The organism is Nocardia sp. NPDC055053 (assembly GCF_053608285.1).
This window is the reverse complement of record NZ_JBSGVD010000015.1, coordinates 67372-89943: the sequence shown is the minus strand read 5'-3', so window position 1 is coordinate 89943 and position 22572 is coordinate 67372. Positions and strand designations below refer to the sequence as shown.

Below are 22572 nucleotides of genomic sequence, written 5' to 3'. Positions count from 1 at the left end.
GCGGCCCGGTGACCGCCGGTCCGACCCCCGACGAGAACGAGGCGAGAAACAGGTGAGCGCGCGACCGGCCGCGGTGCTGTGGGACATGGACGGCACGCTGCTCGATTCGGAGAAGCTGTGGGACATAGCGGTCCGCGAACTGGCCCGTGCGCACGGCAGCGAGCTGACCGACGAGATCCGCCACGCGCTGATCGGCGCCTCCGGCCCGAACGCGCTGCGCATGCTCTTCGCCGGGATCGGCGTCGAAGCGACGCCGCGGGTGATCGCCGAGGCGGGCGAGTTCCTCGAGCGCCGCGTCACCGAGCTGATGCTCGGCCCGATCCCGTGGCGCCCCGGCGCCAAGGACGCGCTCGCCATGGTGCGCGCCGAGGGCCTGCGCTGCGCGCTGGTCACCAACACCAAACGCTCGCTCACCGAATACGGGCTCGACACCCTCGGCCGCGACTTCTTCGACACCTCGGTCTGCGGTGACGAAGTGCCGCACGGCAAACCGGATCCCGCCATCTACCGCAAGGCCGCCGACCTGCTCGGACTCGACCCGACCGACTGCGTGGCCATCGAGGATTCGCCCACCGGCGCACTCGCGGCACAGGGCGCGGGTTGCGGCCTGATCGTGATTCCCTGCGAAATCGCGGTTCCCGAGGCGCCGGGGCGGGTATTCCGGGAGTCGCTGGTTGGATTGTCGGTGGCCGACCTGTGCGCCGCGCTGGATGTGCGCGATGAACATTTCGGCAGCGCAGCGAGATAGGGCGAAATAGCCTACCGTGATAATTCCGCTATCGACAGCGAATGCGCGAAAACTGTTGCCGCACAGTTGATTTCATGACGCTGTGATCTGCCCGGGATAGTCCGGATTTGCCGAAACCCTGGGCGTGTCGGCGAAAGTTCCCGCAAACTGAATGCATGACAGGGACGCGGGGGCTTGACGAAATCGTCGACATCGCACGGTATCCGCTCACCGATCTCGGTGGCCCGGGCCGGCGCGCCGCGGTGGCGGCCGCGCGCGCGGAACTGGCCGAGGACGGCTGCACGGTCCTGCGGGAATTCATCCGCCCTGAGCTGTGGGACACACTGCGGGTCGAGGGGGAGCGGATCGCCCCGCACGCCCACTACAAGGTGGAGCGGGTCAACGCCTACAACATCCCGCTCGACGCCGACCTGCCCGCCGATCATCCGGCCCGGATCGTGCTCGATCGCGGCAACGCCTTCGTCGCCCGCGACCGTATCCCCGCCGACGCGCTGATCCAGCGGCTCTACACCGATCCGGTCTTCCAGCGGTTCGTCGCCGATTGTTTCGAACTCGACGAACTGCACGAATTCGCCGATCCGCTGGCCGGTCTGTGCCTGAACGTGGTCGAGCCGGGCATGTCGCACCCGTGGCATTTCGACACCAACGAGTTCACCGTGAGCATGCTGACCCGCCGTCCCGAATCGGGCGGTGTCTTCGAATACTGCCCCAATATCCGCGACCCGCACGCCGAGCATCTCGACGACGTGCGCGCCGTGCTCACCGGTGACGGCGAGCGGTTCATCCGCGCGCTGGAACTGCGCCCCGGCGATCTGCAGCTGTTCAAGGGCCGCTTCTCGCTGCACCGGGTCACCGAGGTGGCCGGTGCGGGACAACGACATTCGGCGATCTTCGCCTACACGGACCGGCCAGGGGTGATCGGCACTGTCGAACGCACCAGGCAGCTGTTCGGCCGTGTCCTGCCCGACCATGTGGCCGCCGCGGCCGACGCCGTCCGAGGTGACCGACTGCTCGACTGAGAGGAACCGCCCATGTCCGTTCCGTTGCACACCACCGGCAAAGCATCCTTCGACGACATCTACGAAAGCCCTGACCCGCGTGCCTACTTCGCGCGGATGAACGAGCTGGACTACCGGATCCCGGAACTGGCCAAGCCGCACTTCCAGGACCAGTTGCGGCAGCTGCGGGCGGCGCGACCGGGCCGGATCCCGACGGTACTCGACCTCGGCTGCTCCTACGGGGTGAACGCGGCGCTGCTGCGGACCGACACGACGGTCGACGAGCTGGCCGGGCACTATCGCGACCACGCCGAGACCGACAAGGTCGGGCTGATCGCGGCGGACCGGGAGCGGTTACGCGCCGACCTGATGCCCGACGTACGCTTCGTCGGGATGGACGCCGCACGCCCGGCGCTGACCTACGCCCACGCCGCCGGATTCCTGCACGACTACGTGCACGCCGACCTCGAGGCCACCGAGCCGACCGAGGCGCAGCGCCGTGTGCTCGCCTCCGCCGATCTGGTGATCTCCACCGGATGTGTCGGCTACATCACCGAGAAAACCCTGTCCAGGGTCGCCCAGGCGGATCCGCACCGGCGACCGTGGATGGCGCATTTCGTGTTGCGGATGTTCGATTTCGGTCCCATCGCCGAGGAACTCGCCGCGCTCGGCTATCGCAGCGAGCAGCGGCCCGGTATGTTCCAGCAGCGTCGCTTCGCCTCGGCCCAGGAACGTGCACAGGTGCTGGAAGCGTTGGCGGCCAAGGGAATCGACACCACCGACCACGAAGCCGAAGGCTGGCTCTACGCCAACCTGTTCGTGTCACGCCCGCATCCCACCGAGACCTGAGGATCTGGATTGAACCAACCGACGTTCGCCGCCGAAGACAGCCTGCCCCGGGTACCGCTGCCGACACTGGACGACAGTTGCGCGCGGTTCCTGCAGTGGTGTCAGCCGCTGCTCGGCGCCGAAGAACTCGCCACCACCGAGGCCGCAGTCGCCGAACTGCTGCGGCCCGGTGGGGCGGGCCGGACCCTGCACGCCGCACTCGCCGAGTACGACGCAACACCGGGGGTCGGCAGCTGGCTCGACGAGTTCTGGCCATCGCGGTACCTGGGCCGCCGCGACCGGATCGCGTTGAACGCCAACTTCGTGTTCCTGTTCCGCGACGACACGCCGCTGGCCGCGTCGACCGTGGCGGGCCAGGCCGAGCGGGCCGCCGCGCTCATCGGCGCCGCCGTGGATTACAAACTGGCGCTGGATCAGGAGCAGATCCCGCCGGTCACCCAGCGCGGGCAGCAGCTGTCGATGTGGCAGAACGAGTACCTGTTCTCCGAGACCCGCATTCCGGGCGAGGTGCAGGACACCGTCCGCAAGCCCTACAGCCCGGAATGGCCGGGACCGTCGGACGCGCGCCATATCGCGGTCTTCTACCGCGGCAACATCTTCCGGATGGACGTGATCGGTCCCGACGGCGCGCCGTACGCGTTCGAGGACGTGGCCGACGGGCTGCGCGCGGTCATCAAGGGTGGTACCAAGCCGGCGTCGACGGACACCTCCGTCGGCCACCTGACCACCAAGGCCAGGGCGGAATGGGCGCGCACCCGGGTCGCGCTGCGCGCCGAGGCGGCCAATGTCGCGGCGTTCGACGCGATCGAGACCGCGCTGTTCGCGGTGTGCCTCGAGGACTTCGCGCCGCGCGACGAACTGCACGCCTGCGATCAGCTGCTGCACGGTGACAGCGCCAACCGGTACTTCGACAAGTCGGTGTCGTTCATCGTCTTCGCCGACGGCCAGGCGGGCATCAACATCGAGCACTGCGGTCTCGACGGCACCACCGTGCTGTCGTTCGTGGACGCGCTGCTCGAGCGGACCGCGCAGGATCACGCCGCCACCAGCGGCGCCCGCGCCCAGGGATTGCCGCCGGTGGAGCCGGTCGAGTTCGTCCTCGACTCGGCCGCGCGCGCCGACATCGCCGCGGCGGGCGCCGACTTCGCCCGCTTCGCCGCCGACACCGCGACCGCGCTGGTCTCGTTCGACGACTTCGGCACCGGCGACGCCAAGAAGCTCGGCATCTCGCCCGACGCCTTCGCCCAGCTGGCCTACCAGCTCGCCCACCGGCGCAGCAAGGGCCTGACCGGCGCCACCTACGAGTCCATCGCGACCCGGCAGTTCCGCAACGGCCGCACCGAGGCCATGCGCGTGGTGACCCCGGAGATGGTGGCCTTCGTCGACGCGATGGTCGACGACACCGCCGACCGCGAGGCCAAGCTGGCCGCGGCCCGCACCGCGGCGTCCGCGCACGTCGGCCGGGCCAAGGAATGCCAGGCGGGGCAGGCCCCCGAGCAGCACCTGTGGGAACTGCAGTGGATCCAGCGCCGTCGCGGTGCGGAACTGGGTGTCGCCGACGAGCAGATCGCGCTGTTCGACAGCCCCGGCTGGACGATCATGCGCGACGACTACCTGAGCACCAGCTCGGCGCCGTCGGTCCACATCCGCTACTTCGGTTTCGGCTCGACCAGCCCCACCTGCATCGGCATCGCCTACGTGCTGCTGCCGGACCGCTGGAACATCTACCTGGCCACCCCCAAGTCGGTGGCCGACCAGATGTACGCCTTCGCCGACCACCTGCGCACCGCGGTAGCCGACCTGCGCGACCTGCTGGGTTAATCGGCGGCGCGGGCGCCGCGTGTTCGCGGCCCCTTGTGTCCCGCCGGTCAGGCACCGTTGCTTGCTCCTTCGTCGCTTACGCAACGGCACCTGACCGGCGGGACGGCCGCGAACCGGCCACTGCGTGGCCGTCCCCTCCTCGAGGTCGGGGAGTGCGGGGCCGGGTTTGTTCGGCGGCTGTCCGGGGGCCCGGGTGCGGGGCTGGAAATCCGGTGGCGGGCGTGTGAAACAATCACTCATCGTGAAGAACTTCGAATCCCTGTTCGCCGAGCTGGCCGAGCGTGCCCAGACCCGTCCCGAGGGTTCCGGCACCGTGGCCGCGTTGGACGCCGGCGTCCATTTCCAGGGTAAGAAGGTGCTCGAGGAAGCCGGTGAGATCTGGCTGGCCGCCGAGCACGAGAGCGACGAAGCCCTCGCCGAGGAGATCTCCCAGCTGCTGTACTGGGTCCAGGTGATGATGGTGGGGCGCGGGCTGAAGCTCGAGGACGTGTACCGACATCTGTGACGGCTGATCCGTCCGGTCGACACCTCCTCCCGTCTTCTCCCCGAAAGGACCTCATTCCCCATGTTGCGCGTCGCAGTTCCCAACAAGGGTTCGCTGTCGGAATCCGCCGTCTCGATCCTGAGCGAGGCCGGTTACCGCAAACGCACCGACTCCCGTGAGCTGACCGTTCTCGACCCCGTCAACCAGGTCGAGTTCTTCTTCCTGCGGCCCAAGGACATCGCCATCTACGTCGGCTCCGGTGAGCTCGACCTCGGCATCACCGGCCGTGACCTGGCCCTGGATTCCGGTTCGCCGGTCAGCGAGCGCCTCTCGCTCGGCTTCGGCCGCTCCTCCTTCCGCTACGCCGCTCCGGCGGGTGCGGACTGGAAGGTCGAGGATCTGGCGGGCAAGCGCATCGCCACCTCCTACCCGAACCTGGTCCGCGCCGACCTCGCGCGCTTCGGCATCGAGGCCGAGGTGATCCGCCTCGACGGCGCCGTCGAGATCTCGATCCAGCTCGGCGTCGCCGACGCGATCGCCGATGTGGTCGGCTCCGGCCGCACCCTGCGCCAGCACAACCTGGTCGCCTTCGGTGACTCGCTGTGCGATTCCGAGGGTGTGCTGATCGAACGCACCGGTTCCGACCAGAACGACCGGGCGCGCAACCAGCTCATCGCCCGCATCCAGGGTGTCGTGTTCGCTCAGCAGTACCTGATGCTCGACTACGACTGCCCCAAGTCGCTGCTCGACGAGGCCGTCGCCATCACCCCCGGCCTGGAATCGCCGACGGTCTCCCCGCTCACCGACCCCGACTGGGTCGCGGTGCGCGCCTTGGTCCCGCGCAAGCAGGGCAACGACCTGATGGACCGCCTCGCCGATCTCGGCGCCAAGGCGATCCTGGCCACCGACATCCGCTCCTGCCGCGCGTTCTGACCCCCGTTTCGCCCCGATCCGCGAGGAACGGCCCGACGAGCTCGATTCGCTCGTCGGGCCGTTCGCGTAGCCGACCGGGTGGGGCCGTGCTGCGCGAGATCGGTTCAGGGTGAGCACAATCGGTGTGGGGTGGGGGAGTGCGTTGCTACCTTGCGGTTTCTCGATGAGGAACCCAAGGAGTCACCGTGTCGCAGACACCGCCCGAGCCGCGGCCGGGTAGCGCATTCACCTGGAACGAGGACTGGCTGGCCACGGTCGTCGGTCTCGCGCTGATCGGCCTCGTGCTGGTCGGGGCGATTCCGGATTGGCTGGTGCCGTGATGAGCGAGCCGAAGACGACGACGGAAACCGCGGCGCTGCAAGCCAATCCGCGGCCGACGGTGACCGATATCGTGGCCGGGATCCTGCTCGTGCTCGCGCTCGGGGCACTGACGCGGTTCTTCGATACGCAGGTGCCGCAGTGGGCGGCGGACACGCCGTTCAAGCGAGTGGCCAAGACGGTGGAATATCCGGTGTACGCGATCGCGATCGGGCTCGCCGGCAATGTGGTGCTGAGCAAACTGGGTCTGCGGGAACGGCTTTCGGCCGGGTTCCGGACCGAGTTCTTCATCAAGACCGGGGTGGTGCTGCTCGGTGCCTCGATCAATCTGAAGATCCTGGTGACAGCGGCGGGACCGTCGATCGTGCAGGCGCTGGCGCTGATCACCATCGTCTTCGGGTTCACCTGGTGGTTCGGTGGCAAGCTCGGGCTCGACGACAAGCTGCGGGCACTGCTGTCCTCGGCGGTGTCGATCTGCGGGGTGAGCGCGGCGATCGCGGCGGCGGGAGCGGTGCAGGCGCGGCGCGAACAGATCGCCTATGCGGCGTCGCTGGTGATCATCTTCGCGCTGCCGTCGATCTTCCTGCTGCCCTGGCTCGCCGAGGCATTCGGCCTGTCGGACGCGGTGGCGGGCGCCTGGATCGGCGGCAATATCGACACCACGGCGGCGGTGGCCGCGGCGGGCGCGCTCGCCGGTGAGGACGCGCTGAAGATCGCCACGATCGTCAAGACCACCCAGAACGCGCTGATCGGGCTGGTCGCGATCGCGCTGACCGCCTGGTTCGCCTTCCGGGTCGACCGCACCCCGGGCGCGGCCAGGCCGAGCCTTGGCGAATTCTGGTCCAGGTTCCCGAAGTTCGTGCTCGGCTTCATCACCGCCTCGATCATCGGCACCCTGTACCTGCAGTCGGTCGACAAGAAGACCGGCGCCGCGCACATCGCCGTCGTCAACGATCTGCGCACCTGGTTCCTGATCCTGGCCTTCGTCTCCATCGGCCTGGAGTTCTCGCTGCGCGGTCTGCGCGAGGCGGGCTGGCGCCCGATCGCCGTCTTCGGATCCGCCGCCGTGGTGAATCTGGCTGTCGGCCTTGGCCTTTCGGTGCTGTTGTTCCGCGACTTCACCGTGTGAGCCCGGCGCTCAGACGTCCTCGGGCGGCCGCACGTCCGGCAGACCCAGCTCGACCTGCGCCGAATCCTGTTGCGGCCACCCCGGATACGGCGGCGGGGTGCCGCCGAACTCCGGGCACAGACTCTGGAAATCGCAGAAGCGGCACATGGTGTTGCGATTCGGCGGGAAGTCGCCGGTGCGGCCCGCCTCGAGGATCGCCTGCCACAGCGCGATCAGGATGCGTTCGAAGCGCTCCAGCTCCTCGCGGTCGGGGGCATAGGTGAGCAGCACCTTGTCGGCCAGATAGATCAGGCGCAGCTGGGCGGGCACGATGTCGCGGGTGCGCAGGATCATCAGCGCGTAGAACTTGAGCTGGAACAGCGCGCGCGCCTCGTGCAGCGGGCCGGGGGCGCGGCCGGTCTTGTAGTCGACGACCCGCAGCAGACCGTTCGGAGCGACATCGATGCGGTCGACGAACCCGCGCAGCGGGATCTCACCGGCCAGATCGACCTCGACCCGTTCCTCGAGCGCGTGCGGTTCGAACCTGGTCGGGTCCTCCAGCTCGTAGTAACTCTCGACCAGCCGCCGCACCTCCGCGAACAGCGCCTCCGGGCCCCCGGCGGCGACCAGCTCGTCGACACCGTCGCGATCGGCGCGCACCCGCTCCCACGCACCGGGCACCAGCTCGGCGGCCCGCCGCGGATGACGATCGGCCGCGGGCAGCCCGAACAGGTCCTCGAGCACCGCGTGCACGACGGTGCCGCGCACGGCGGCCCGCGACGGCGGTTCCGGAATCCGGTCGACCGCCCGCAACCGGTACTTCAACGGACACTGCTTGAAATCGGCTGCCCGCGAAGGCGACAGCGCCGGACGCGACCGGCGGACCGGTGCGCCTGCGGTGTCGTCGGCGAGGGATACGGACACGGGCACTGACATACTGCGCAGGGTAGCGGCAGCCACCGACACCGATCGCCGCGATTCGGTCTTCGCCGGCCGGCTCTGCCAGGATCGGCGCATGCATCGAATGATTCGGGTGGGGGCGGCCGTAGCCGCGATGATCATGCTGAGCGCGTGCGAGGAACCGGGAAAGACGGTGCGGGTGCCCGTCACCGCCACGGCGGCGGCGACCACGACGACGAGCCCCGAGCAGGCGCTGCGGACGGGCAAGCTGGCGGAGGGCATGCGGATCGCGGAGATCCTGGCGCTGCCGACCGATATCGATCCCCGTTTCGTCCGGCACGGCAGTTCCGATGTCCTCACCTCGGCGCGGTTGAAGATCTCCGCCGGGCATCACAACGCGATCGCCGAGGCCGCCGACGACAACGGATTGCTGGCCGGCTTCGTCAGCCAGCGCTCCAACGGCGGCAAGGAGCTCGCCGACTCCGAGTGGCTCACCCACGGCGTCCTGCGCTTCCCCGACGCCGCCGCCGCGACCACCGCCGCCGCCGACTTCGCGACGGCCGCGACCGGCCAGCGCGGCATGCTGCAGACCGTCGACTGGACCGCCGCGACCCTGGCGGCAGCGCCGGACACCCGGTTCGTCCAGTTGACCGAGCGGGGCCGGGTCGAGGGCATGGCCTTCACGCCCTACCGCGACTACGTGGTGTTCACCAGGGTGCGCGCCGGTGCGCTCGCCGACATCGAGGCGATCACCGTGCGCGCACTGGAACGGCAACGGCCGCTGCTGGACTCGTTCACCGCGACCCCCGCGGCCGACCTCGCCCGGTTGCCCTACGACCCCGACGGGATCTACGCACTGTCGATCGGTGACAACGGCAGCGGCCGCGGCGCCTACCGGCAGCACGCCGCCCTGCTCTTCGCCGAGGACCAGCAGGCGGCGGTGGCGCTGTACCCCAGGCTGGGCGTGAGCGCGCTGGCCACCAAGGGCAGCACCGTCTACCGCGCGGCCGACGCGGCGGCCGCGACCGAGCTCGCCGCGGCCACCTCGGCCGCGATCGCCTCCGCACAGGGCAAGACCACCGCACCCGCGCCGGCGGATGTCCCCGGCGCGTCCTGCCTGACCGACGGCAAGGACCACGCCAACGCCTGGGTCTGCCTGGTGACCGGCGGACGGCACGTCGCCGAGGTCTGGGCGAAGACCCAGGACGCGGCGCACAGCGAGGCGCGCGAGCAGCATCGGGTGCTCGCCGCGGCGAAGTAGCCGCCACGGGTCACCCCGTGCGGGGCGTGGGCGGGCCGACCTGGCAGGCTGTGATGTCCATTCGAAGAACGGAGATCCATGACGGCCAGACGGACCGGTCCATTCGCCATCGGGGACCGGGTGCAGCTGACCGATGCCAAGGGGCGCCTCTACACGGTGGTGCTGGAGGAAGGGAAGGAATTCCACACCCACCGCGGCGGCATCAAGCACGACGAGCTCATCGGTACCGACGAGGGCACCGTCGTGAAGTCCACCAACGGCACCCCCTACCTGGCGTTGCGCCCCCTGCTCGTCGACTATGTGCTGTCGATGCCGCGCGGCGCGGCCGTCATCTACCCCAAGGACGCCGCGCAGATCGTCCACGAGGGCGATGTGTTCCCCGGCGCCCGGGTGCTCGAGGCCGGCGCGGGCTCCGGCGCGCTGACCTGCTCGCTGCTGCGCGCGGTCGGCCCCGAGGGCGAAGTTATCTCCTACGAGATCCGCGACGATCACGCCGAGCACGCGATTCGCAATGTCGAGACGTTCTTCGGCGAACGCCCGGCAAACTGGTCGCTGACCGTCGCCGACGTGGCCCAGTACGAGGGTGAGCAGGTCGACCGCGTCGTCCTGGACATGCTCGCCCCGTGGGACGCGCTGCCCGCCGTGTCCAAGGCGCTGGTGCCCGGTGGTGTGCTGATCGTCTACGTCGCGACCGTCACCCAGCTGTCGAAGGTCGTCGAGGCGCTGCGCGAGCAGGAGTGCTGGACCGAACCGCGCTCCTGGGAGTCGATGGTCCGCGGCTGGCACGTCGTCGGCCTTGCCGTTCGCCCCGAACACCGGATGCAGGGCCACACCGCGTTCCTGGTGAGCGCGCGCAGGCTCGCCGAAGGTACGGTCACTCCCAAGCCGCAGCGGCGTCCGTCGAAGGGCTGACGAGGTTTCGGCTCCCCGGATCCGGGGCAGCTTTCGATGTGGGCGCCAGAGTGCCCACATCGAAAGCCGCCCCCCGGGGAGCGGCGTGATCCCGGCCCATCGGCCGGGGCAGGGAGGGGACCCATGTCGAGAATCGAACCGACCGCAGCGAAGGACCCGTCCGCCGGGACGCTGTATCCCGGTGAATCGCCGCGCGTCTACCGCGCGCTGTTCAACGTCTTCCCGCCGTATCTGTTCGGCGGGGTACGGGTGAAACACATTGCCGCCGATTGGACTTCGGTCCGCGTCGCCTACACGGTGCGCCCGTGGAACCGCAACAGTCCCAACCGGGCCGCGTTCGGCGGCACCCTGTACTCGATGACCGACCCGTTCTTCGCGATCATGGCCTACGGTCAGCTCGGCCGCGGCTACCGGATCTGGAACATCACCGGGTCCATCGAGTTCCTCACCCCGGGCCGTGGCACCGTCACCGCCACCATGGGCCTGTCGCGCGAGCAGGTCGCCGAGATCCGGCAGGCCACCGAGTCGGGGGCGAAGTCGATCACCGAGCACAGCGCCGAGATCGTCGACGGGAACGGCACACTCGTGGCCCGCGCCGCGCAGCAGCTCTATGTCCGGCGGCTGCGGGACTGAGCGTCTACACCGGAAACAGGCTGTGCTTGCGGGGATTCGGTTCCGCGGACTGCTCCTTCTCCCGCAGCAGGCGCAGGGCGTGCCGGATCTCCAGGCGGGTCTGGGACGGCTCGATGACGGCGTCGATGTAGCCGCGTTCGGCGGCCACCCATGGCGTGGCGACGGTCGCGTTGTAATGGTCGATCATCGCGTCACGGACGGCCGGGCGCTGCTCTTCGGGCACCTGCTGGAGTTGTCTGCGCCCGATCAGGTCGACCGCGCTCTCGGCGCCGATCACGGCGATCCGCGCCGTCGGCCACGCGAAGCTGACATCGGCGCCGATCTGCTTGCACGCCATGAATCCGTAGGCGCCGCCGTAGGATTTGCGGACGACGAGATTGATGATCGGGACCGTCGCCTCGATGATGGCGCGAAACACCCGGCCGCCGCGCACGATCACCCCGTTGCGTTCCTCCTCGATGCCGGGGAGGACGCCGGGGGTGTCGGCGACGAAGACCAGCGGCAGCCCGAACGCGTTGCACAGGCGGATGAAATGGGTCGCCTTGTCCGAGCACCTGGCGTCGATCGCGCCGCCGAGCACCAGCGGCTGATTGGCGACGACACCGACCGGCCTGCCGTCGACCCTGCTGAAGCCGGTGATCAGGTTCTTGGCTGTGCCGGAACGGATCTCGTGGAAATCACCGTCGTCGAAGATCCGCAGCAGGATCTCGTGCATGTCGTAGCCCTCCCGATCCGAGTCGGGGATGATCGAGTCGAGTTCCCGGTCGGTGACGGTGGTCTCGGGTTCCAGACCGGGATTGACGATCGGCGGCTGCTCCAGGCAGCTCGACGGCAGGAAGCTCAAATACGCTCTGGCCCAGGCGAAGGCCTCCTGCTCGGTGGCGCTCACGTGATGGATGGTGCCGTTGCGCACCTGGTTGTGCGCACCGCCGAGCTCCTCCATGCTCACGTCCTCGCCGGTGACGGCCTTGATCACCTCGGGCCCGGTGACGAACATGTACGAGTTCTCCGTGGCGACGAGCACATCGGTGTTGACCGGCCCGTAGACCGCGCCCGCCGCGCACTTGCCGAGCATGATCGACACCTGCGGCACGAACCCCGACAGCCGCTCCTGGCGGCGGCTCATCTTGGCGAACCAGGCCAGCGAGGCGACGGCGTCCTGGATCCGGGCGCCACCGGAATCGTTGATCGCGACCACCGGACACGCCTTGTCGAAGGCGAACCGCAGCGCGTTCTCGACCTTGCGGCCGAACATCTCGCCCGCGGTGCCGCCGTAGACGGTCTGATCGTGCGCGATCACCACGACCGGCCTGCCGTCGATCAGGCCGCGACCGGTGACCACCCCGTCGCCGTACATGGCGTTCGGATTGCCCGGCTGGCGGGCCATCGCCCCGATCTCGAGGAAGCTGCCGGGGTCGAGCAGCGCCCGCACCCGTTCGCGGACGCTCGGGATGCCCTTGGCCGCGCGCTTGGCGACCCCGCTCGCCCCCGCGGGTTCGGCGGCCTGCGCCAGAGCCTCCCGCAGCCGCTCCAGCTTCTCTCGCGTACCCGGCATCGCATCCAGCCCTTCGCCCACACGGTCATGTCTCGCGACACGCTAGGGACGGCCGTCGCCGGGAAACGGCTACCGCGGGTTCTCTGTGCAGTTCACAGCGAGCGAAAGGCCCCGGCTGTACTCGTGGACTACCCGGGGCGCGCGCGGGCCTCAGGCGGGCGTGCAGGGGGCCTGGGCGAAGCCGAGCAGCAGGCAGCCACTGGCGTCGGAGAGCTTCCAGGTGCCGTCGACCTGCTCCCAGGTGACCGGGAAGGCGGGCGCCGTGCCGTGCGGCGAGGTGATGGTGACATCGGCGGTCGCGGTGTTTCCGCTGGTCACGACGTTGTCGACGGCGAAGGTGAGGGTGTAGCCGGCCAGCATGCCGTTCATCTGGTCGATGTTGGACTTGCGTGCGTCACCGTTGACGATCAGCTTCGCCTTCTCGTCGGTCGACAGCGCCGGGTCGGCGAACTTGACCAGTGTCGCCTTCAGGGAATCGGCACTGGGGGCGGCGGCATTGTCACCGGTCGGAGCCGGGGTTGCCGAAATGCTGGACGGAGCGGCCGCGATACTGGTACTGCTGCTGGTGGCGTTCGTCGAGGAATCGTCGGAGCCGCCGCAACCGGTCAGTCCGACGGTGACGGCGAGTGCCGCAGCAGCGGTAGCGACGGTGACACGGATCGTGCGGGTAGGAAGGAGCATGCTCAGCAACCTTTCGGCTCGATGGGCGAGTGCACTCGCCGAGTGCCCCAGGGCGGGGTGTTAGGGGAGCCTAACACGGCCCGGGACCGGCCCATCGTCGTACAAGATGTGATCACGACGAAACCATGTCGGAAAGCGAGAACGGACCGCGCCCGGTAGCGTTGAAAGACCGGGACTGGGAGGAGCAGCATCATGAGCCCCAACGAGAATTCGGATTCGGCGGCCTGGCGAGAGCTCGAGGCGGTACGCGCCGAGGCGGCTGCTCTCCGCAGGCAACTCGCCGACTCGCCGGATCGCGCACGCGAATTGGAAGCACGGATCGATTCGTTGACCATCCGCAACGGCAAGTTGATGGACACGCTCAAGGAAGCGCGCCAGCAACTGATCGCCCTGCGGGAGGAAGTCGATCGCCTCGGCCAGCCGCCCAGCGGCTACGGCATCGTCATCCACAGCTATGACGATCAGACGGTCGACGTCTTCACCTCCGGTCGCAAGATGCGCCTCACCTGCTCGCCCAACATCGACGTCGCGACGCTCGAGTACGGCCAGACCGTCCGGCTCAACGAAGCGCTCACCGTCGTCGAAGCCGGAAAGTTCGACGCCATCGGTGAAATCGGCACGCTGCGCGAGATTCTCGACGACGGCAGGCGCGCCCTGGTGGTCGGTCATGCCGACGAGGAGCGCGTCGTCTGGCTGTCCGGGCCGCTGTCCAAGATCGCCGAGTACGACGACGTCGACGACCCCGATTCCCCGATTCGCAAACTGCGCCCCGGTGATTCGCTGCTGGTCGACACCAAGGCGGGCTTCGCCTTCGAGCGGGTGCCCAAGGCTGAGGTCGAAGACCTTGTGCTGGAAGAGGTTCCCGATGTCGACTACACCGACATCGGAGGCCTTGGCCGGCAGATCGAGCAGATCCGCGACGCCGTGGAACTGCCGTTCCTGCACAAGGATCTGTTCCGCGAGTACGCGCTGCGCCCGCCCAAGGGTGTGCTGCTCTACGGTCCGCCCGGTTGCGGTAAGACGTTGATCGCCAAGGCCGTCGCCAACTCGCTGGCCAAGAAGATCGCCGAAGCCCGCGGTGAGGACGCCAAGGAGGCCAAGTCCTTCTTCCTCAACATCAAGGGCCCCGAACTGCTCAACAAGTTCGTCGGTGAGACCGAGCGCCACATCCGGATCATCTTCCAGCGGGCGCGCGAGAAGGCCTCCGAGGGCACCCCGGTGATCGTGTTCTTCGACGAGATGGACTCGATCTTCCGCACCCGCGGTTCGGGTGTCTCCTCCGATGTGGAGACCACCGTTGTGCCGCAGCTGCTTTCGGAGATCGACGGCGTGGAGGGGCTCGAGAACGTCATCGTGATCGGCGCGTCCAACCGTGAGGACATGATCGATCCCGCGATCCTGCGGCCGGGCCGCCTTGACGTGAAGATCAAGATCGAGCGGCCGGACGCGGAATCGGCGCAGGACATCTTCTCCAAGTACCTCACCGAGACGCTGCCGCTGCACGAGAGCGATCTGCACGAGTTCGACGGCGACAAGGCCGCGTGCGTGGAGGCGATGATCGAGAAGGTCGTCGAGCGGATGTACGCCGAGAGCGACGACAACCGGTTCCTGGAGGTCACCTACGCCAACGGTGACAAGGAAGTCCTGTACTTCAAGGACTTCAACTCCGGCGCGATGATCCAGAACATCGTCGACCGGGCGAAGAAGTACGCGATCAAGTCCGTGCTCGACACCGGCAACCCGGGTCTGCGGATACAGCACCTCTTCGACTCCATCGTCGACGAGTTCGCTGAGAACGAGGACCTGCCCAACACGACCAACCCGGACGACTGGGCCCGGATCTCGGGTAAGAAGGGTGAGCGGATCGTCTACATCCGCACGCTGGTCACCGGCAAGAACGCCTCGGCGAGCCGCGCGATCGACACCGAGTCGAACACCGGTCAGTACCTGTAAGCATCGACCAGGAAGGCCGCGTTCCGCAGGGACGCGGCCTTCCGTGCGTCCGGGGTTCTGTGACTTTTTTTCACGAAAACGCCACGCGGCACAGTGTGGATAGGGCACGCTTCACATGTTCGTTACACCTGATGAGGACTCGTAAACGAGGAGTGTTGTCATGGCCGGTTCCGCCGCTGAATTGCTGACCGAGATCATCCTGCAGACCATCCAGAATCTGTTCAGTTCGATCAGCGCCGGCTGATCCACCACCAGCCGTACGACGAGGGCCGCGTCTCCCAGCCGGGAGACGCGGCCCTCGGCCGTTGCTCAGCCCTGTGCGGTGGTCACCGCGTTGAACACCACGTCGGCCACCGGGGTGCCGTCGGCGCCGCCACCGGCGACGCCGGCGTTCGCGATGGTGGTCAGCGCGTCCATGCCCTCGGTGATCCGGCCGAACGGGGTGTAGTTCGGGGGCAGCTGGGTGTCGCGGTAGACCAGGAAGAACTGGCTGCCGTTGGTGCCGGGGCCCGCGTTGGCCATGGCCACCGTGCCCGCGGGGTAGACCGCGCCGGCGAGGTTCTCGTCGCCGAACTTGTAGCCGGGGCCGCCCATGCCGGTCGCGGTGGGATCGCCGCACTGCAGCACGTAGATGCCCTGGGTGGTGAGCCGGTGACAGCGGGTGTGATCGAAGTAGCCCTCGCCTGCCAGGAAGGCGAACGAGTTCACCGTGCGCGGCGCCGCGGCGGCGTCGAGCTCGATCGAGAGAGTGCCGCAGGTGGTGTCGAGCGTCGCGGTGTAGGCCGCGGCGGGGTCGATGGTGAGGGCGGGCTCGGTGCGCCACTGCTTGCCGTTGGGCGCGCCCGCGGCGGCGGGGACGCAGCCGGGGACGACCGCCTGGTGGGCGGGCACGGCCTGCGCGGCGGGGGCGATCGCCACCAGCGCGGCCACGACGGCGCCGAGGCCGAGTGCGGCGCGCCGGGCGGCGCCGGCGATGGAACGGTCCTGCGAATGACTGCTCACCTGGACGGTGTCTCCTCGAACTGGGGTGCTGCCGGACGATGTACCGCGCATCCTGCCAGTCGCGGCCGCCGCGCGGGGAGTGACCGCGGGAACTCGGCGCGCCCGATCAGCGGGCCCGCAGCCGCCACAGTGACGTGGTTTCCGCGGTGCGGGCGGCGGCCAGTGGATCATCGCGATCGGCGGCGCGCGGATGACGCGGGCGCGTGGTGCTGCGGGCGAGCACGTGCAGCCCGGCCGCGTCGAGCAGGCTCGGGATGTGATCGGCGGGTCGCAGGCCGAGCAGTTCGGCCAGATCGGAGAGCACCAGCCAGCCTTCGCCGCGGGGCGTCAGGTGGGCGCGCAGGCCGTGCGCGAATTCGGTGAGCATCGACTGATCCTGGTCGTAGACACCACGTTCCAGATCCGACGTCGGCGTGCCGGGGAGCCACGGTGGATTGCAGACGACAAGGTCGGCGCGCTCGTCCGGATACAGCGACGGGCCGGTCACGGTGACCTGACCGGCATACCCGAGGCGCGTGAGATTGTCGGTAGCGCAGCGCACCGCGCGCGGATTGATGTCGGTGGCGGTGATCCGGGAGACGCCGCGCTGGGCGAGCAGCGCGGCGAGCACGCCGGTGCCGGTGCCGAGATCGAACGCGGTGCGCACCTCCGGGTCCAACGGCGCGTCCGCGACGAGATCCACGTATTCGCTCCGGGTGGGGGAGAAGACGCCGTAGCAGGGGTGGATCCGCGCGCCGAGTGCGGGTACTTCGACGCCCTGCTGCTGCCAGCGATACGCGCTCAGGACGCCGAGCAGTTCCGGGAAGGTGATGACCCGGCCGGTGCCGGCCGGGCCGTAGGCGGCGGTGCAGGCCGCACGGACGTCGGGGGCGCGGCGTAGGCCGAGGTCGTTGGCGTCGTCGAGCTGGACCAGCAGCCCGCCGAGAATGCCTGCGCGACTGCGTCTTCTGGCCCGCTCGTGGTCGTAGCGCGCACTGAGGTCGCCGCTGGGGGGTCTGGTGGCCGCGCGATCGGCACGCCGGCCCAATGCTTGCAAGAGCTGGCGGCCGTTGTGATAGTCGCCCTGCCAGAGCAGCGATTCGCCGGCGCGGATCCGACGGTAGGCCTGATCGGCCGAGAGGCGATCATCGGCGATCGAGACGGTGGTCGGTGCGGGCGCGCCGTTTTCCGAATGCCAGAGCGCGGTGTGATGGATGTGGTCTTCGGTCCAGTCGATGGTGGACACGGGTATCTCCCGGTGGTCGGCGGTGTTGGTGACACGACGAGCACTTCGACGCCGGGGTGCGCGAGGGAAGCCTCGGTCGCTACCGCGCCGAAATGCGCGAGCCTGCGTCGCCGAGGACCATGCCGAGCGTCACCACTGCTGCCTTTCGAGGGGGAGGAAGGTCCAGTCTGCCGCATCGGTGACCAGCGCCGGCGGGCGGGGCGACGTCCTCGGCCGCGGCAGGTAGCCCAGCGCACGACAGCCCATCGGAACTGTCCGATGGGCTGTCGTCCTGAGCGGGTCAGCGTGGGGTCAGCTGTACGACGACACCGCCCTGCTGCCAGGTCTGGTAGATGTCGGCCTTGGAGGGCTCGCCGTCGGAGGTGTAGCCGATGCCGTTGGACTTGGCGTTCTGCTTGTTGTCGCGGGCGATGACCGCGTACAGGTCGAGCACGCTGTGCTCATCGGAATGCACCGTGGCCGTGCAGGTTTCGGGTGCGCTGCCGCGGGAGAGGAGGACCTCCGCGCCGCCCCGCAGGTTCTTCACCCACGGGCGCAGGGATGTGCCGATCAGCAGCGTGCCGTCGTGGACGGTGTAGGCCACCGGGACCTCGTAGACCTTGCCGGATTTGCGGCCGGTGACGTGCAGGGTGGCCAGGCGCTTGCCGACGATGCCCGACAGCACCGGGACCTTCAGCAGGCCGCGGACGACGGTGTTGACCTTGGCCTGGTAGGGCCGGATCGGTTCGGGTCCGGTGGTTGTCGGTGTGCCGTACGGGTTTTCCGAGGGCGCGGTGTCGGTCATGGTCCCAGTATCGTCCGGTGCGCCCGCACCCGCATTCGGTGTTCTCGCGCGCCTATTACGCTGCGAGTATGACCGAGATCTGGCACAACCCCCGCTGTACGAAGAGTCGCAACGCCACCGCGCACCTGGATGCGGCCGGGGTCGAGTACACGGTGCGGCGCTACCTCGACGACCCGCCGACGGTCGACGAACTGCGCGCGGTGCTGGCCCGGCTGGGCGCGCGACCGTGGGATATCACCCGGACCGGCGAGCAGCTCGCCAAGGACCTGGACATGGCGAGCTGGGGTCGTACCGACGCCGATGTCGACCGGTGGCTGGCCGCGCTGGCCGAGCATCCGAAGCTCATCCAGCGACCCATCGTGCTCACCGCCGACGGCGGCGCGGTCGTCGCCCGCGACGAGGAATCCCTGCGGGCGCTCGACTGAGCCCGCGAAATCAGTCGGTGAGCAGGTCGTCCAGGATGACGCGGGTGTCGGGGACGAAGGGCCATGCCGGATCTCGCAGGTGCGCACGCAGTTCGGCATCGCGCCACCACCAGCCGTCCGCGATCTCGGACGGCTGGTGGCGAATCGGGCCGTCGTAGCGGACCTCGTAGCCGAACAGGTGGCAGCGCAGCGGTTTTCCCGCCCAGACGCCGTCCCACGACGCGGTGGCGCGCAAGGCCGGTGCGCTGCCCGAGGGCAGTGTGATGCCGAGTTCCTCGCGCAGTTCGCGGGCCGCGGTGTCGGCGGGGTCCTCACCCGCGTCGACGACCCCGCCTGCCAGGCAGTCGTGCAGGCCGGCGAAGACGAGTTTGCTGTCGGTGCGCCGATGTACGTAGATCCGGCTGCCGTCGCCGGACCGCACCAGCACCCCGGCGCTGCCGTGCCAGAGACTCTCGCGATAGACGGTGCCCCGATCCGCTTTGCCGATCACCTGGCCCGCGGCGTCGTAGACGGCGAGCAGTTCCGACTCCGGGTTCACAGGCACCGCCCGAGGGTAACTCCGGCTCACCGGGGCTGTCGCTGCGGCTTCACCCCCGGACGCGGTGCGGCGGCACGGGCTCGCGCCGCGGACTTCGCCGCCACGGTTGCCGCCTCGGCATCGAGCTTGCGCCGGATCAGATACTGCTGACCGCACGTCCACGCCGCGTTGGTGGCGAAGTAGACGAGCACCGCGACCGGCAGGATCGCGCCGCTGACCAGCGCGCCCGCCGGAAACACCCACAGTGACAACCGGCGCAGCAACGCCGCCGTTCCGTCCTGCGCGGGTGGGGTGAGCCGGGCGGTGAGATGGGTGGCGAGCGCGGTGATCAGCACCAGCGGGACGGCCAGCGCGGCCACGGAGACGAACAGATCACCGGCGCCGGTCATGGTCGCCGACAGCGGTGCGCCGAACACCCGGGCGTCGAGGAAAGCCCGGACCTCGGAGACGCCGAGCAGGTAGTTCGGTGTCGCGCTGTTGGCCTCGGCCGACATTGGCGTCCCGGTCGAGGCGAACGGGCCGACCGCGAAGGCGCCGGTCCGGTCGAACGACCGCAGCACGTGGAACAGGCCGAGGAACACCAGGCCCTGCACGATCATCGGGACCAGTCCGCCGAAGAGCCGGACCCCGTGTTCGCGGTGCAGCGCCCGGATCTCCTCGGCTTGCTTGCGCTGATCGTCGGAACGTTTCTTGCGGATCTTGTCCATCCGGGGTTGCAGGGAACGCAGGACAGCCTGGGAACGGGCTTGGCGCAGTGCGGGCACGATCAGCAGGGCGCGGACCGTGATCACGAGCGCGGCGACGGCGAGGAGCCAGGCGAGTCCGTCGGCGGGTCCGAAGGGGAGGGCGAAGAGCTGGTGCCAGCACCACAGGGCGGCGGACACCGGAAAGTAGACGACATCGAGCATGAGGGGACGACCTGTCCGGAGGGCGTGCGTGAACGCACGAGAAGGGGAGTGGGATCACGGAATCCGACGGGCGGCGCGGAGGGCGCTGCGCCCGTCAGCGGTGATCGATTCCCGGCGCTCGTGGCCGCGGACGGCCCGCGGAATCCGGATTGCTCTGTGGCAGAAAGGCACCGCGCAACCGGCGCTGCGCCGATCCCGGTGGACCGGCGACGGCGACCCGTACCGGAATCTGCCGGTGGCCGGTGATCGCGACCAGCGCGCACACCATGGCCGCGGCGACCGCGCCGAACGCGAGCATGCGCGCGGTGTCGGTACCCGGAGTGGACAGGAGCACGAAGGCAGGCAGCACGCACGCGAGAACCGCGTACGCCAAGATCACTGCCCGTGCGTGCATGCCGTCGAGCATACCGGTCGGCGGCGAGTGCCTCGGCGCTGTTCGAGCGGCTCGGCCCGGTCGATGTCGACCACCGGATCGCGGGATTTTCGCACCGAGCCGATCAGCAGGCGCTGGGCGAAGGAATCGCGCGGGGAGGTAGCGTGGCGCATCGCGGGCTCACTCGCGGCAGCGGTGCCGGTTAGTGGAACGCCATGTCACGGTCAATATCGACACGCGTATCGTTGGCACTGTGACTGCACCATCCGCCCAGGCCGAGCAGCCCATCGGTGACGGCCGCGCCACCCGCTGGCACGGTCACAAGGCGCGCCGCCGCGCGGAGATGATCGATGCCGCGATCGAGGTGATCGAGGAGCACGGGCTCGAGATCTCGGTGCAGCTGATCGCCGAGCATCTCTCGTTGCCGCGGCCCGTGGTGTACCGGCACGTCGGTGGCCGTGCCGAACTCGACGCGCTGGCCCGCAAGCGCATCCTGGAGTTGCTGCTCGCGGAGTTGCTGCCCGCGTTGGAGTCCGACGGGACGCTCAAGGACGCGGTCCGCGGCGCCATCGGCACCTATCTCGGCTGGATCGAATGCCACCCCAATCTGCACCGTTTTCTCGGTGACGCGGCGCCCGAGGGGACCGGCACCCTGGCCGGTGCCGGGCGCGAGGTGGGCGGGCAGCTGGCCGACATGTTCGCCGCGAGCCTGGCTCGCTTCGGTATCGACCCCGCGCGGGCCAGGCCGATGGCCTTCGGGACGGTCGGGCTCGTCGACGGCGTGGTCGCCAGCTGGCGGGCCGATCCGGAACCGGTGCTCACCACCGAACAGGTGCAGGGCATTCTGACCGAGTCGGTGCTCTCGATGTTCGAGGGCAACGCGCGCAGTCTCGGTGTTCCGCTGGAACGGGATTCGCTCGTCGCCGACCTGCTCGTCGCGCCCGACGCCGCCCCGCCGCCCGCGGAGCGGCTGCGCTGACTCAGCCGGCCAGCAGCTGATAGCTGCGGTGCCACAGCCACTCCACCGGGCCGCGCTCGAACCGGCGCAGCCACAGGTGGGCGAAGGCCGTGATGAGCACGACGACGAGGACATAGATCCCGATCGTGAACGGAACCCGCGCGGTGTCCGGTACCCGCGCCGCCAGCCCGAAACCCCAGCCGTAGCAAAGGATTCCGGCGAGCAGGTTCTGCAGGATGTAGCAGCTGAGCGCGGTCTTGCCGACCTCGCTCAGACGTGTCCCCGCGAAGCCGGTCCGCGGCCTGCGCAGGTAGAACTCCGCGACCGCGGCCAGGATGCCGAGCGCGACGAACGGCGCGATGCCGTAGCGGGTGAACAGCACCAGATCGCCGCCGCCGAAGACACCGATCGTGAAATCCAGCGGTGCCGCGACCGCGAAGCCGATCACCATGAGCCACCGGCGGATTCGTGTGCCTTCCGGCCGGAACACGCCCGCCCGGTACAGCCGGGCGCCGAGCAGGAACAGCGCCACCGACATCGGGAACACGAAGATCGCTTCCAGCCGGAACTCGAGCGCGTGGTCGAGCCGGAACAGCACCAGATCCCAGAAGGAGCCGTCCGCATAGGGATTCGGGTCGAGTGGTTCCGAGGTGGCGGGCTCCTGGGCGGGTGCGAAGGCGAGGGCGGCGGCGAGCAGCGTCAGCATCGTCACGTGGATCGAGGCCGCTGTGATCAGCCAGCGGCGCTGTGCCCGTTCGCTGGTAGCGAGGAGATAGGCGACGACGAGCCCGGTCGCGGCGTACCCCATCAGCACGTCGAACTCGGCAACGAGCAGGAAATTCAGCAAGCCGTCGAGGAACAGCAGTGCCGCACGCAGCGGGTATTTGCCCGGCCAGCGGCGGCCAGCGCGCTGCGCCGAGGACTGCTGGATGGCCAGCCCGATGCCGAACATCACCGTCAGCAGGCCGAGGAACTTGCCCTGGGCCAGCTGCTGCAACACCCGCTCCGACCACATCCAGCCGGACTCCGCCGCCGACCCGAGCCCGTCGATGTACCCGAGGAGCCCTTCCGGGTCGGTGAAGATCCAGATATTGGTGCCGAGGGTGCCCAGGATCGCGATGCCACGCAGGACATCGAGCGCGATCAGCCGGCCGGGCCGGTTCGGGACGTCGGTGGCGAGCTGCTGGACGGATTCGCTCATGGTC

General features: G+C 69.1%; 24 protein-coding genes. 14 read left to right on the top strand and 10 right to left on the bottom strand.

What is annotated here, in order from left to right; all coding sequences use genetic code 11:
• Positions 1-52: 52 nt before the first annotated feature.
• The 8 genes from ACWF82_RS17880 to ACWF82_RS17845 all read left to right on the top strand — a co-directional run bounded on the left by ACWF82_RS17880 (position 53) and on the right by ACWF82_RS17845 (position 7280).
• Positions 53-748, top strand: a complete 696-nt coding sequence (locus tag ACWF82_RS17880; protein ID WP_452502416.1) for an HAD family hydrolase — start codon at positions 53-55, stop codon at positions 746-748.
• A 155-nt stretch (positions 749-903) separates the two neighbouring features.
• Entirely contained in the window at positions 904-1767 is an 864-nt protein-coding gene (locus tag ACWF82_RS17875; protein ID WP_452502414.1) for a HalD/BesD family halogenase, read from the top strand.
• A 12-nt stretch (positions 1768-1779) separates the two neighbouring features.
• Complete coding sequence (locus ACWF82_RS17870) at positions 1780-2595, top strand: class I SAM-dependent methyltransferase (protein ID WP_452502412.1); 816 nt, start codon at positions 1780-1782, stop codon at positions 2593-2595.
• 9 nt (positions 2596-2604) lie between these two features.
• Complete coding sequence (locus tag ACWF82_RS17865; protein WP_452502410.1) at positions 2605-4416, top strand: choline/carnitine O-acyltransferase; 1812 nt, start codon at positions 2605-2607, stop codon at positions 4414-4416.
• 241 nt (positions 4417-4657) lie between these two features.
• Positions 4658-4921 carry a phosphoribosyl-ATP diphosphatase gene (locus ACWF82_RS17860; RefSeq protein ID WP_452502408.1) on the top strand — a complete coding sequence of 88 codons (264 nt, stop codon included), beginning with the start codon at positions 4658-4660 and terminating at the stop codon, positions 4919-4921.
• 60 nt (positions 4922-4981) lie between these two features.
• On the top strand, positions 4982-5833 hold the full coding sequence (gene hisG / locus ACWF82_RS17855; RefSeq protein WP_189023003.1) for an ATP phosphoribosyltransferase: 852 nt from the start codon (positions 4982-4984) through the stop codon (positions 5831-5833).
• A gap of 185 nt (positions 5834-6018) precedes the next feature.
• Positions 6019-6153: a hypothetical protein gene (locus tag ACWF82_RS17850; RefSeq protein WP_379078717.1), complete on the top strand. Its 135-nt coding sequence runs from the start codon at positions 6019-6021 to the stop codon at positions 6151-6153.
• Positions 6153-7280, top strand: a complete 1128-nt coding sequence (locus tag ACWF82_RS17845) for a YeiH family protein (RefSeq protein ID WP_452502406.1) — start codon at positions 6153-6155, stop codon at positions 7278-7280. Before ACWF82_RS17850 ends, ACWF82_RS17845 begins: the two co-directional genes overlap by 1 nt.
• A gap of 9 nt (positions 7281-7289) precedes the next feature.
• On the opposite strand, the gene ACWF82_RS17840 is transcribed toward ACWF82_RS17845, so the two are convergent.
• Complete coding sequence (locus ACWF82_RS17840; protein ID WP_452502404.1) at positions 7290-8195, bottom strand: RecB family exonuclease; 906 nt, start codon at positions 8193-8195, stop codon at positions 7290-7292.
• 79 nt (positions 8196-8274) lie between these two features.
• Between ACWF82_RS17840 and ACWF82_RS17835 the strand changes: the two genes are divergently transcribed.
• From ACWF82_RS17835 to ACWF82_RS17825, 3 genes are all read left to right on the top strand, one after another.
• Positions 8275-9420 (top strand): DUF7373 family lipoprotein, encoded by a 1146-nt coding sequence (locus tag ACWF82_RS17835; protein WP_452502402.1) that lies wholly within the window; start codon positions 8275-8277, stop codon positions 9418-9420.
• 78 nt (positions 9421-9498) lie between these two features.
• Positions 9499-10332, top strand: coding sequence for a tRNA (adenine-N1)-methyltransferase (locus ACWF82_RS17830; protein WP_452502400.1), 834 nt, complete (start codon positions 9499-9501; stop codon positions 10330-10332).
• Positions 10333-10455: 123 nt separating this feature from the next.
• Entirely contained in the window at positions 10456-10965 is a 510-nt protein-coding gene (locus ACWF82_RS17825) for a DUF4442 domain-containing protein (RefSeq protein WP_452502398.1), read from the top strand.
• A 4-nt stretch (positions 10966-10969) separates the two neighbouring features.
• On the opposite strand, the gene ACWF82_RS17820 is transcribed toward ACWF82_RS17825, so the two are convergent.
• Positions 10970-12520 (bottom strand): acyl-CoA carboxylase subunit beta, encoded by a 1551-nt coding sequence (locus tag ACWF82_RS17820; RefSeq protein ID WP_452502396.1) that lies wholly within the window; start codon positions 12518-12520, stop codon positions 10970-10972.
• Between the two features lie 150 nt (positions 12521-12670).
• A complete protein-coding gene (locus ACWF82_RS17815; RefSeq protein WP_452502394.1) occupies positions 12671-13201 on the bottom strand; it encodes a hypothetical protein in 531 nt (176 codons plus the stop codon).
• Positions 13202-13393: 192 nt separating this feature from the next.
• On the opposite strand from ACWF82_RS17815, the gene arc reads away from it, so the two are divergent.
• A complete protein-coding gene (gene arc, locus ACWF82_RS17810) occupies positions 13394-15154 on the top strand; it encodes a proteasome ATPase (RefSeq protein ID WP_452502392.1) in 1761 nt (586 codons plus the stop codon).
• Positions 15155-15463: 309 nt separating this feature from the next.
• On the opposite strand, the gene ACWF82_RS17805 is transcribed toward arc, so the two are convergent.
• From ACWF82_RS17805 to ACWF82_RS17795, 3 genes are all read right to left on the bottom strand, one after another.
• Positions 15464-16156 (bottom strand): peptidylprolyl isomerase, encoded by a 693-nt coding sequence (locus ACWF82_RS17805; RefSeq protein ID WP_452502390.1) that lies wholly within the window; start codon positions 16154-16156, stop codon positions 15464-15466.
• A gap of 106 nt (positions 16157-16262) precedes the next feature.
• Complete coding sequence (locus tag ACWF82_RS17800; protein ID WP_452502537.1) at positions 16263-17387, bottom strand: methyltransferase; 1125 nt, start codon at positions 17385-17387, stop codon at positions 16263-16265.
• A 274-nt stretch (positions 17388-17661) separates the two neighbouring features.
• Positions 17662-18165, bottom strand: a complete 504-nt coding sequence (locus tag ACWF82_RS17795) for a nitroreductase/quinone reductase family protein (protein ID WP_452502388.1) — start codon at positions 18163-18165, stop codon at positions 17662-17664.
• A 68-nt stretch (positions 18166-18233) separates the two neighbouring features.
• Here ACWF82_RS17795 and ACWF82_RS17790 point away from each other — a divergent pair, with 68 nt between their 5' ends.
• Entirely contained in the window at positions 18234-18590 is a 357-nt protein-coding gene (locus ACWF82_RS17790; RefSeq protein ID WP_452502386.1) for an arsenate reductase family protein, read from the top strand.
• Between the two features lie 10 nt (positions 18591-18600).
• On the opposite strand, the gene ACWF82_RS17785 is transcribed toward ACWF82_RS17790, so the two are convergent.
• The 3 genes from ACWF82_RS17785 to ACWF82_RS17775 all read right to left on the bottom strand — a co-directional run bounded on the left by ACWF82_RS17785 (position 18601) and on the right by ACWF82_RS17775 (position 20430).
• Complete coding sequence (locus tag ACWF82_RS17785; RefSeq protein WP_452502384.1) at positions 18601-19134, bottom strand: NUDIX hydrolase; 534 nt, start codon at positions 19132-19134, stop codon at positions 18601-18603.
• 20 nt (positions 19135-19154) lie between these two features.
• The gene (gene yidC, locus ACWF82_RS17780; protein WP_452502382.1) at positions 19155-20036 is read right to left on the bottom strand and encodes a membrane protein insertase YidC; all 882 of its coding nucleotides are present in this window, start codon (positions 20034-20036) and stop codon (positions 19155-19157) included.
• Between the two features lie 94 nt (positions 20037-20130).
• Positions 20131-20430: a DUF6412 domain-containing protein gene (locus tag ACWF82_RS17775; RefSeq protein ID WP_452502381.1), complete on the bottom strand. Its 300-nt coding sequence runs from the start codon at positions 20428-20430 to the stop codon at positions 20131-20133.
• A gap of 232 nt (positions 20431-20662) precedes the next feature.
• Between ACWF82_RS17775 and ACWF82_RS17770 the strand changes: the two genes are divergently transcribed.
• Positions 20663-21388, top strand: coding sequence for a TetR/AcrR family transcriptional regulator (locus ACWF82_RS17770; RefSeq protein ID WP_452502379.1), 726 nt, complete (start codon positions 20663-20665; stop codon positions 21386-21388).
• A gap of 1 nt (position 21389) precedes the next feature.
• Here ACWF82_RS17770 and ACWF82_RS17765 read toward each other — a convergent pair whose 3' ends face one another.
• The gene (locus ACWF82_RS17765; protein WP_452502377.1) at positions 21390-22568 is read right to left on the bottom strand and encodes a DUF418 domain-containing protein; all 1179 of its coding nucleotides are present in this window, start codon (positions 22566-22568) and stop codon (positions 21390-21392) included.
• Positions 22569-22572: the final 4 nt, after the last annotated feature.

Excerpts from the sequence above, each read along its gene's own strand:
- ACWF82_RS17875 (WP_452502414.1), top strand. The coding sequence starts at position 904 with ATGACAGGGACGCGGGGGCTTGACGAAATCGTCGACATCGCACGGTAT.
- ACWF82_RS17870 (WP_452502412.1), top strand. The coding sequence starts at position 1,780 with ATGTCCGTTCCGTTGCACACCACCGGCAAAGCATCCTTCGACGACATC.
- hisG (WP_189023003.1), top strand. The coding sequence starts at position 4,982 with ATGTTGCGCGTCGCAGTTCCCAACAAGGGTTCGCTGTCGGAATCCGCC.
- ACWF82_RS17845 (WP_452502406.1), top strand. The coding sequence starts at position 6,153 with ATGAGCGAGCCGAAGACGACGACGGAAACCGCGGCGCTGCAAGCCAAT.
- ACWF82_RS17840 (WP_452502404.1), bottom strand. The coding sequence starts at position 8,195 with ATGTCAGTGCCCGTGTCCGTATCCCTCGCCGACGACACCGCAGGCGCA.
- ACWF82_RS17835 (WP_452502402.1), top strand. The coding sequence starts at position 8,275 with ATGCATCGAATGATTCGGGTGGGGGCGGCCGTAGCCGCGATGATCATG.
- ACWF82_RS17830 (WP_452502400.1), top strand. The coding sequence starts at position 9,499 with ATGACGGCCAGACGGACCGGTCCATTCGCCATCGGGGACCGGGTGCAG.
- ACWF82_RS17825 (WP_452502398.1), top strand. The coding sequence starts at position 10,456 with ATGTCGAGAATCGAACCGACCGCAGCGAAGGACCCGTCCGCCGGGACG.
- ACWF82_RS17820 (WP_452502396.1), bottom strand. The coding sequence starts at position 12,520 with ATGCCGGGTACGCGAGAGAAGCTGGAGCGGCTGCGGGAGGCTCTGGCG.
- ACWF82_RS17815 (WP_452502394.1), bottom strand. The coding sequence starts at position 13,201 with ATGCTCCTTCCTACCCGCACGATCCGTGTCACCGTCGCTACCGCTGCT.
- arc (WP_452502392.1), top strand. The coding sequence starts at position 13,394 with ATGAGCCCCAACGAGAATTCGGATTCGGCGGCCTGGCGAGAGCTCGAG.
- ACWF82_RS17795 (WP_452502388.1), bottom strand. The coding sequence starts at position 18,165 with ATGACCGACACCGCGCCCTCGGAAAACCCGTACGGCACACCGACAACC.
- ACWF82_RS17790 (WP_452502386.1), top strand. The coding sequence starts at position 18,234 with ATGACCGAGATCTGGCACAACCCCCGCTGTACGAAGAGTCGCAACGCC.
- yidC (WP_452502382.1), bottom strand. The coding sequence starts at position 20,036 with ATGCTCGATGTCGTCTACTTTCCGGTGTCCGCCGCCCTGTGGTGCTGG.
- ACWF82_RS17775 (WP_452502381.1), bottom strand. The coding sequence starts at position 20,430 with ATGCACGCACGGGCAGTGATCTTGGCGTACGCGGTTCTCGCGTGCGTG.
- ACWF82_RS17765 (WP_452502377.1), bottom strand. The coding sequence starts at position 22,568 with ATGAGCGAATCCGTCCAGCAGCTCGCCACCGACGTCCCGAACCGGCCC.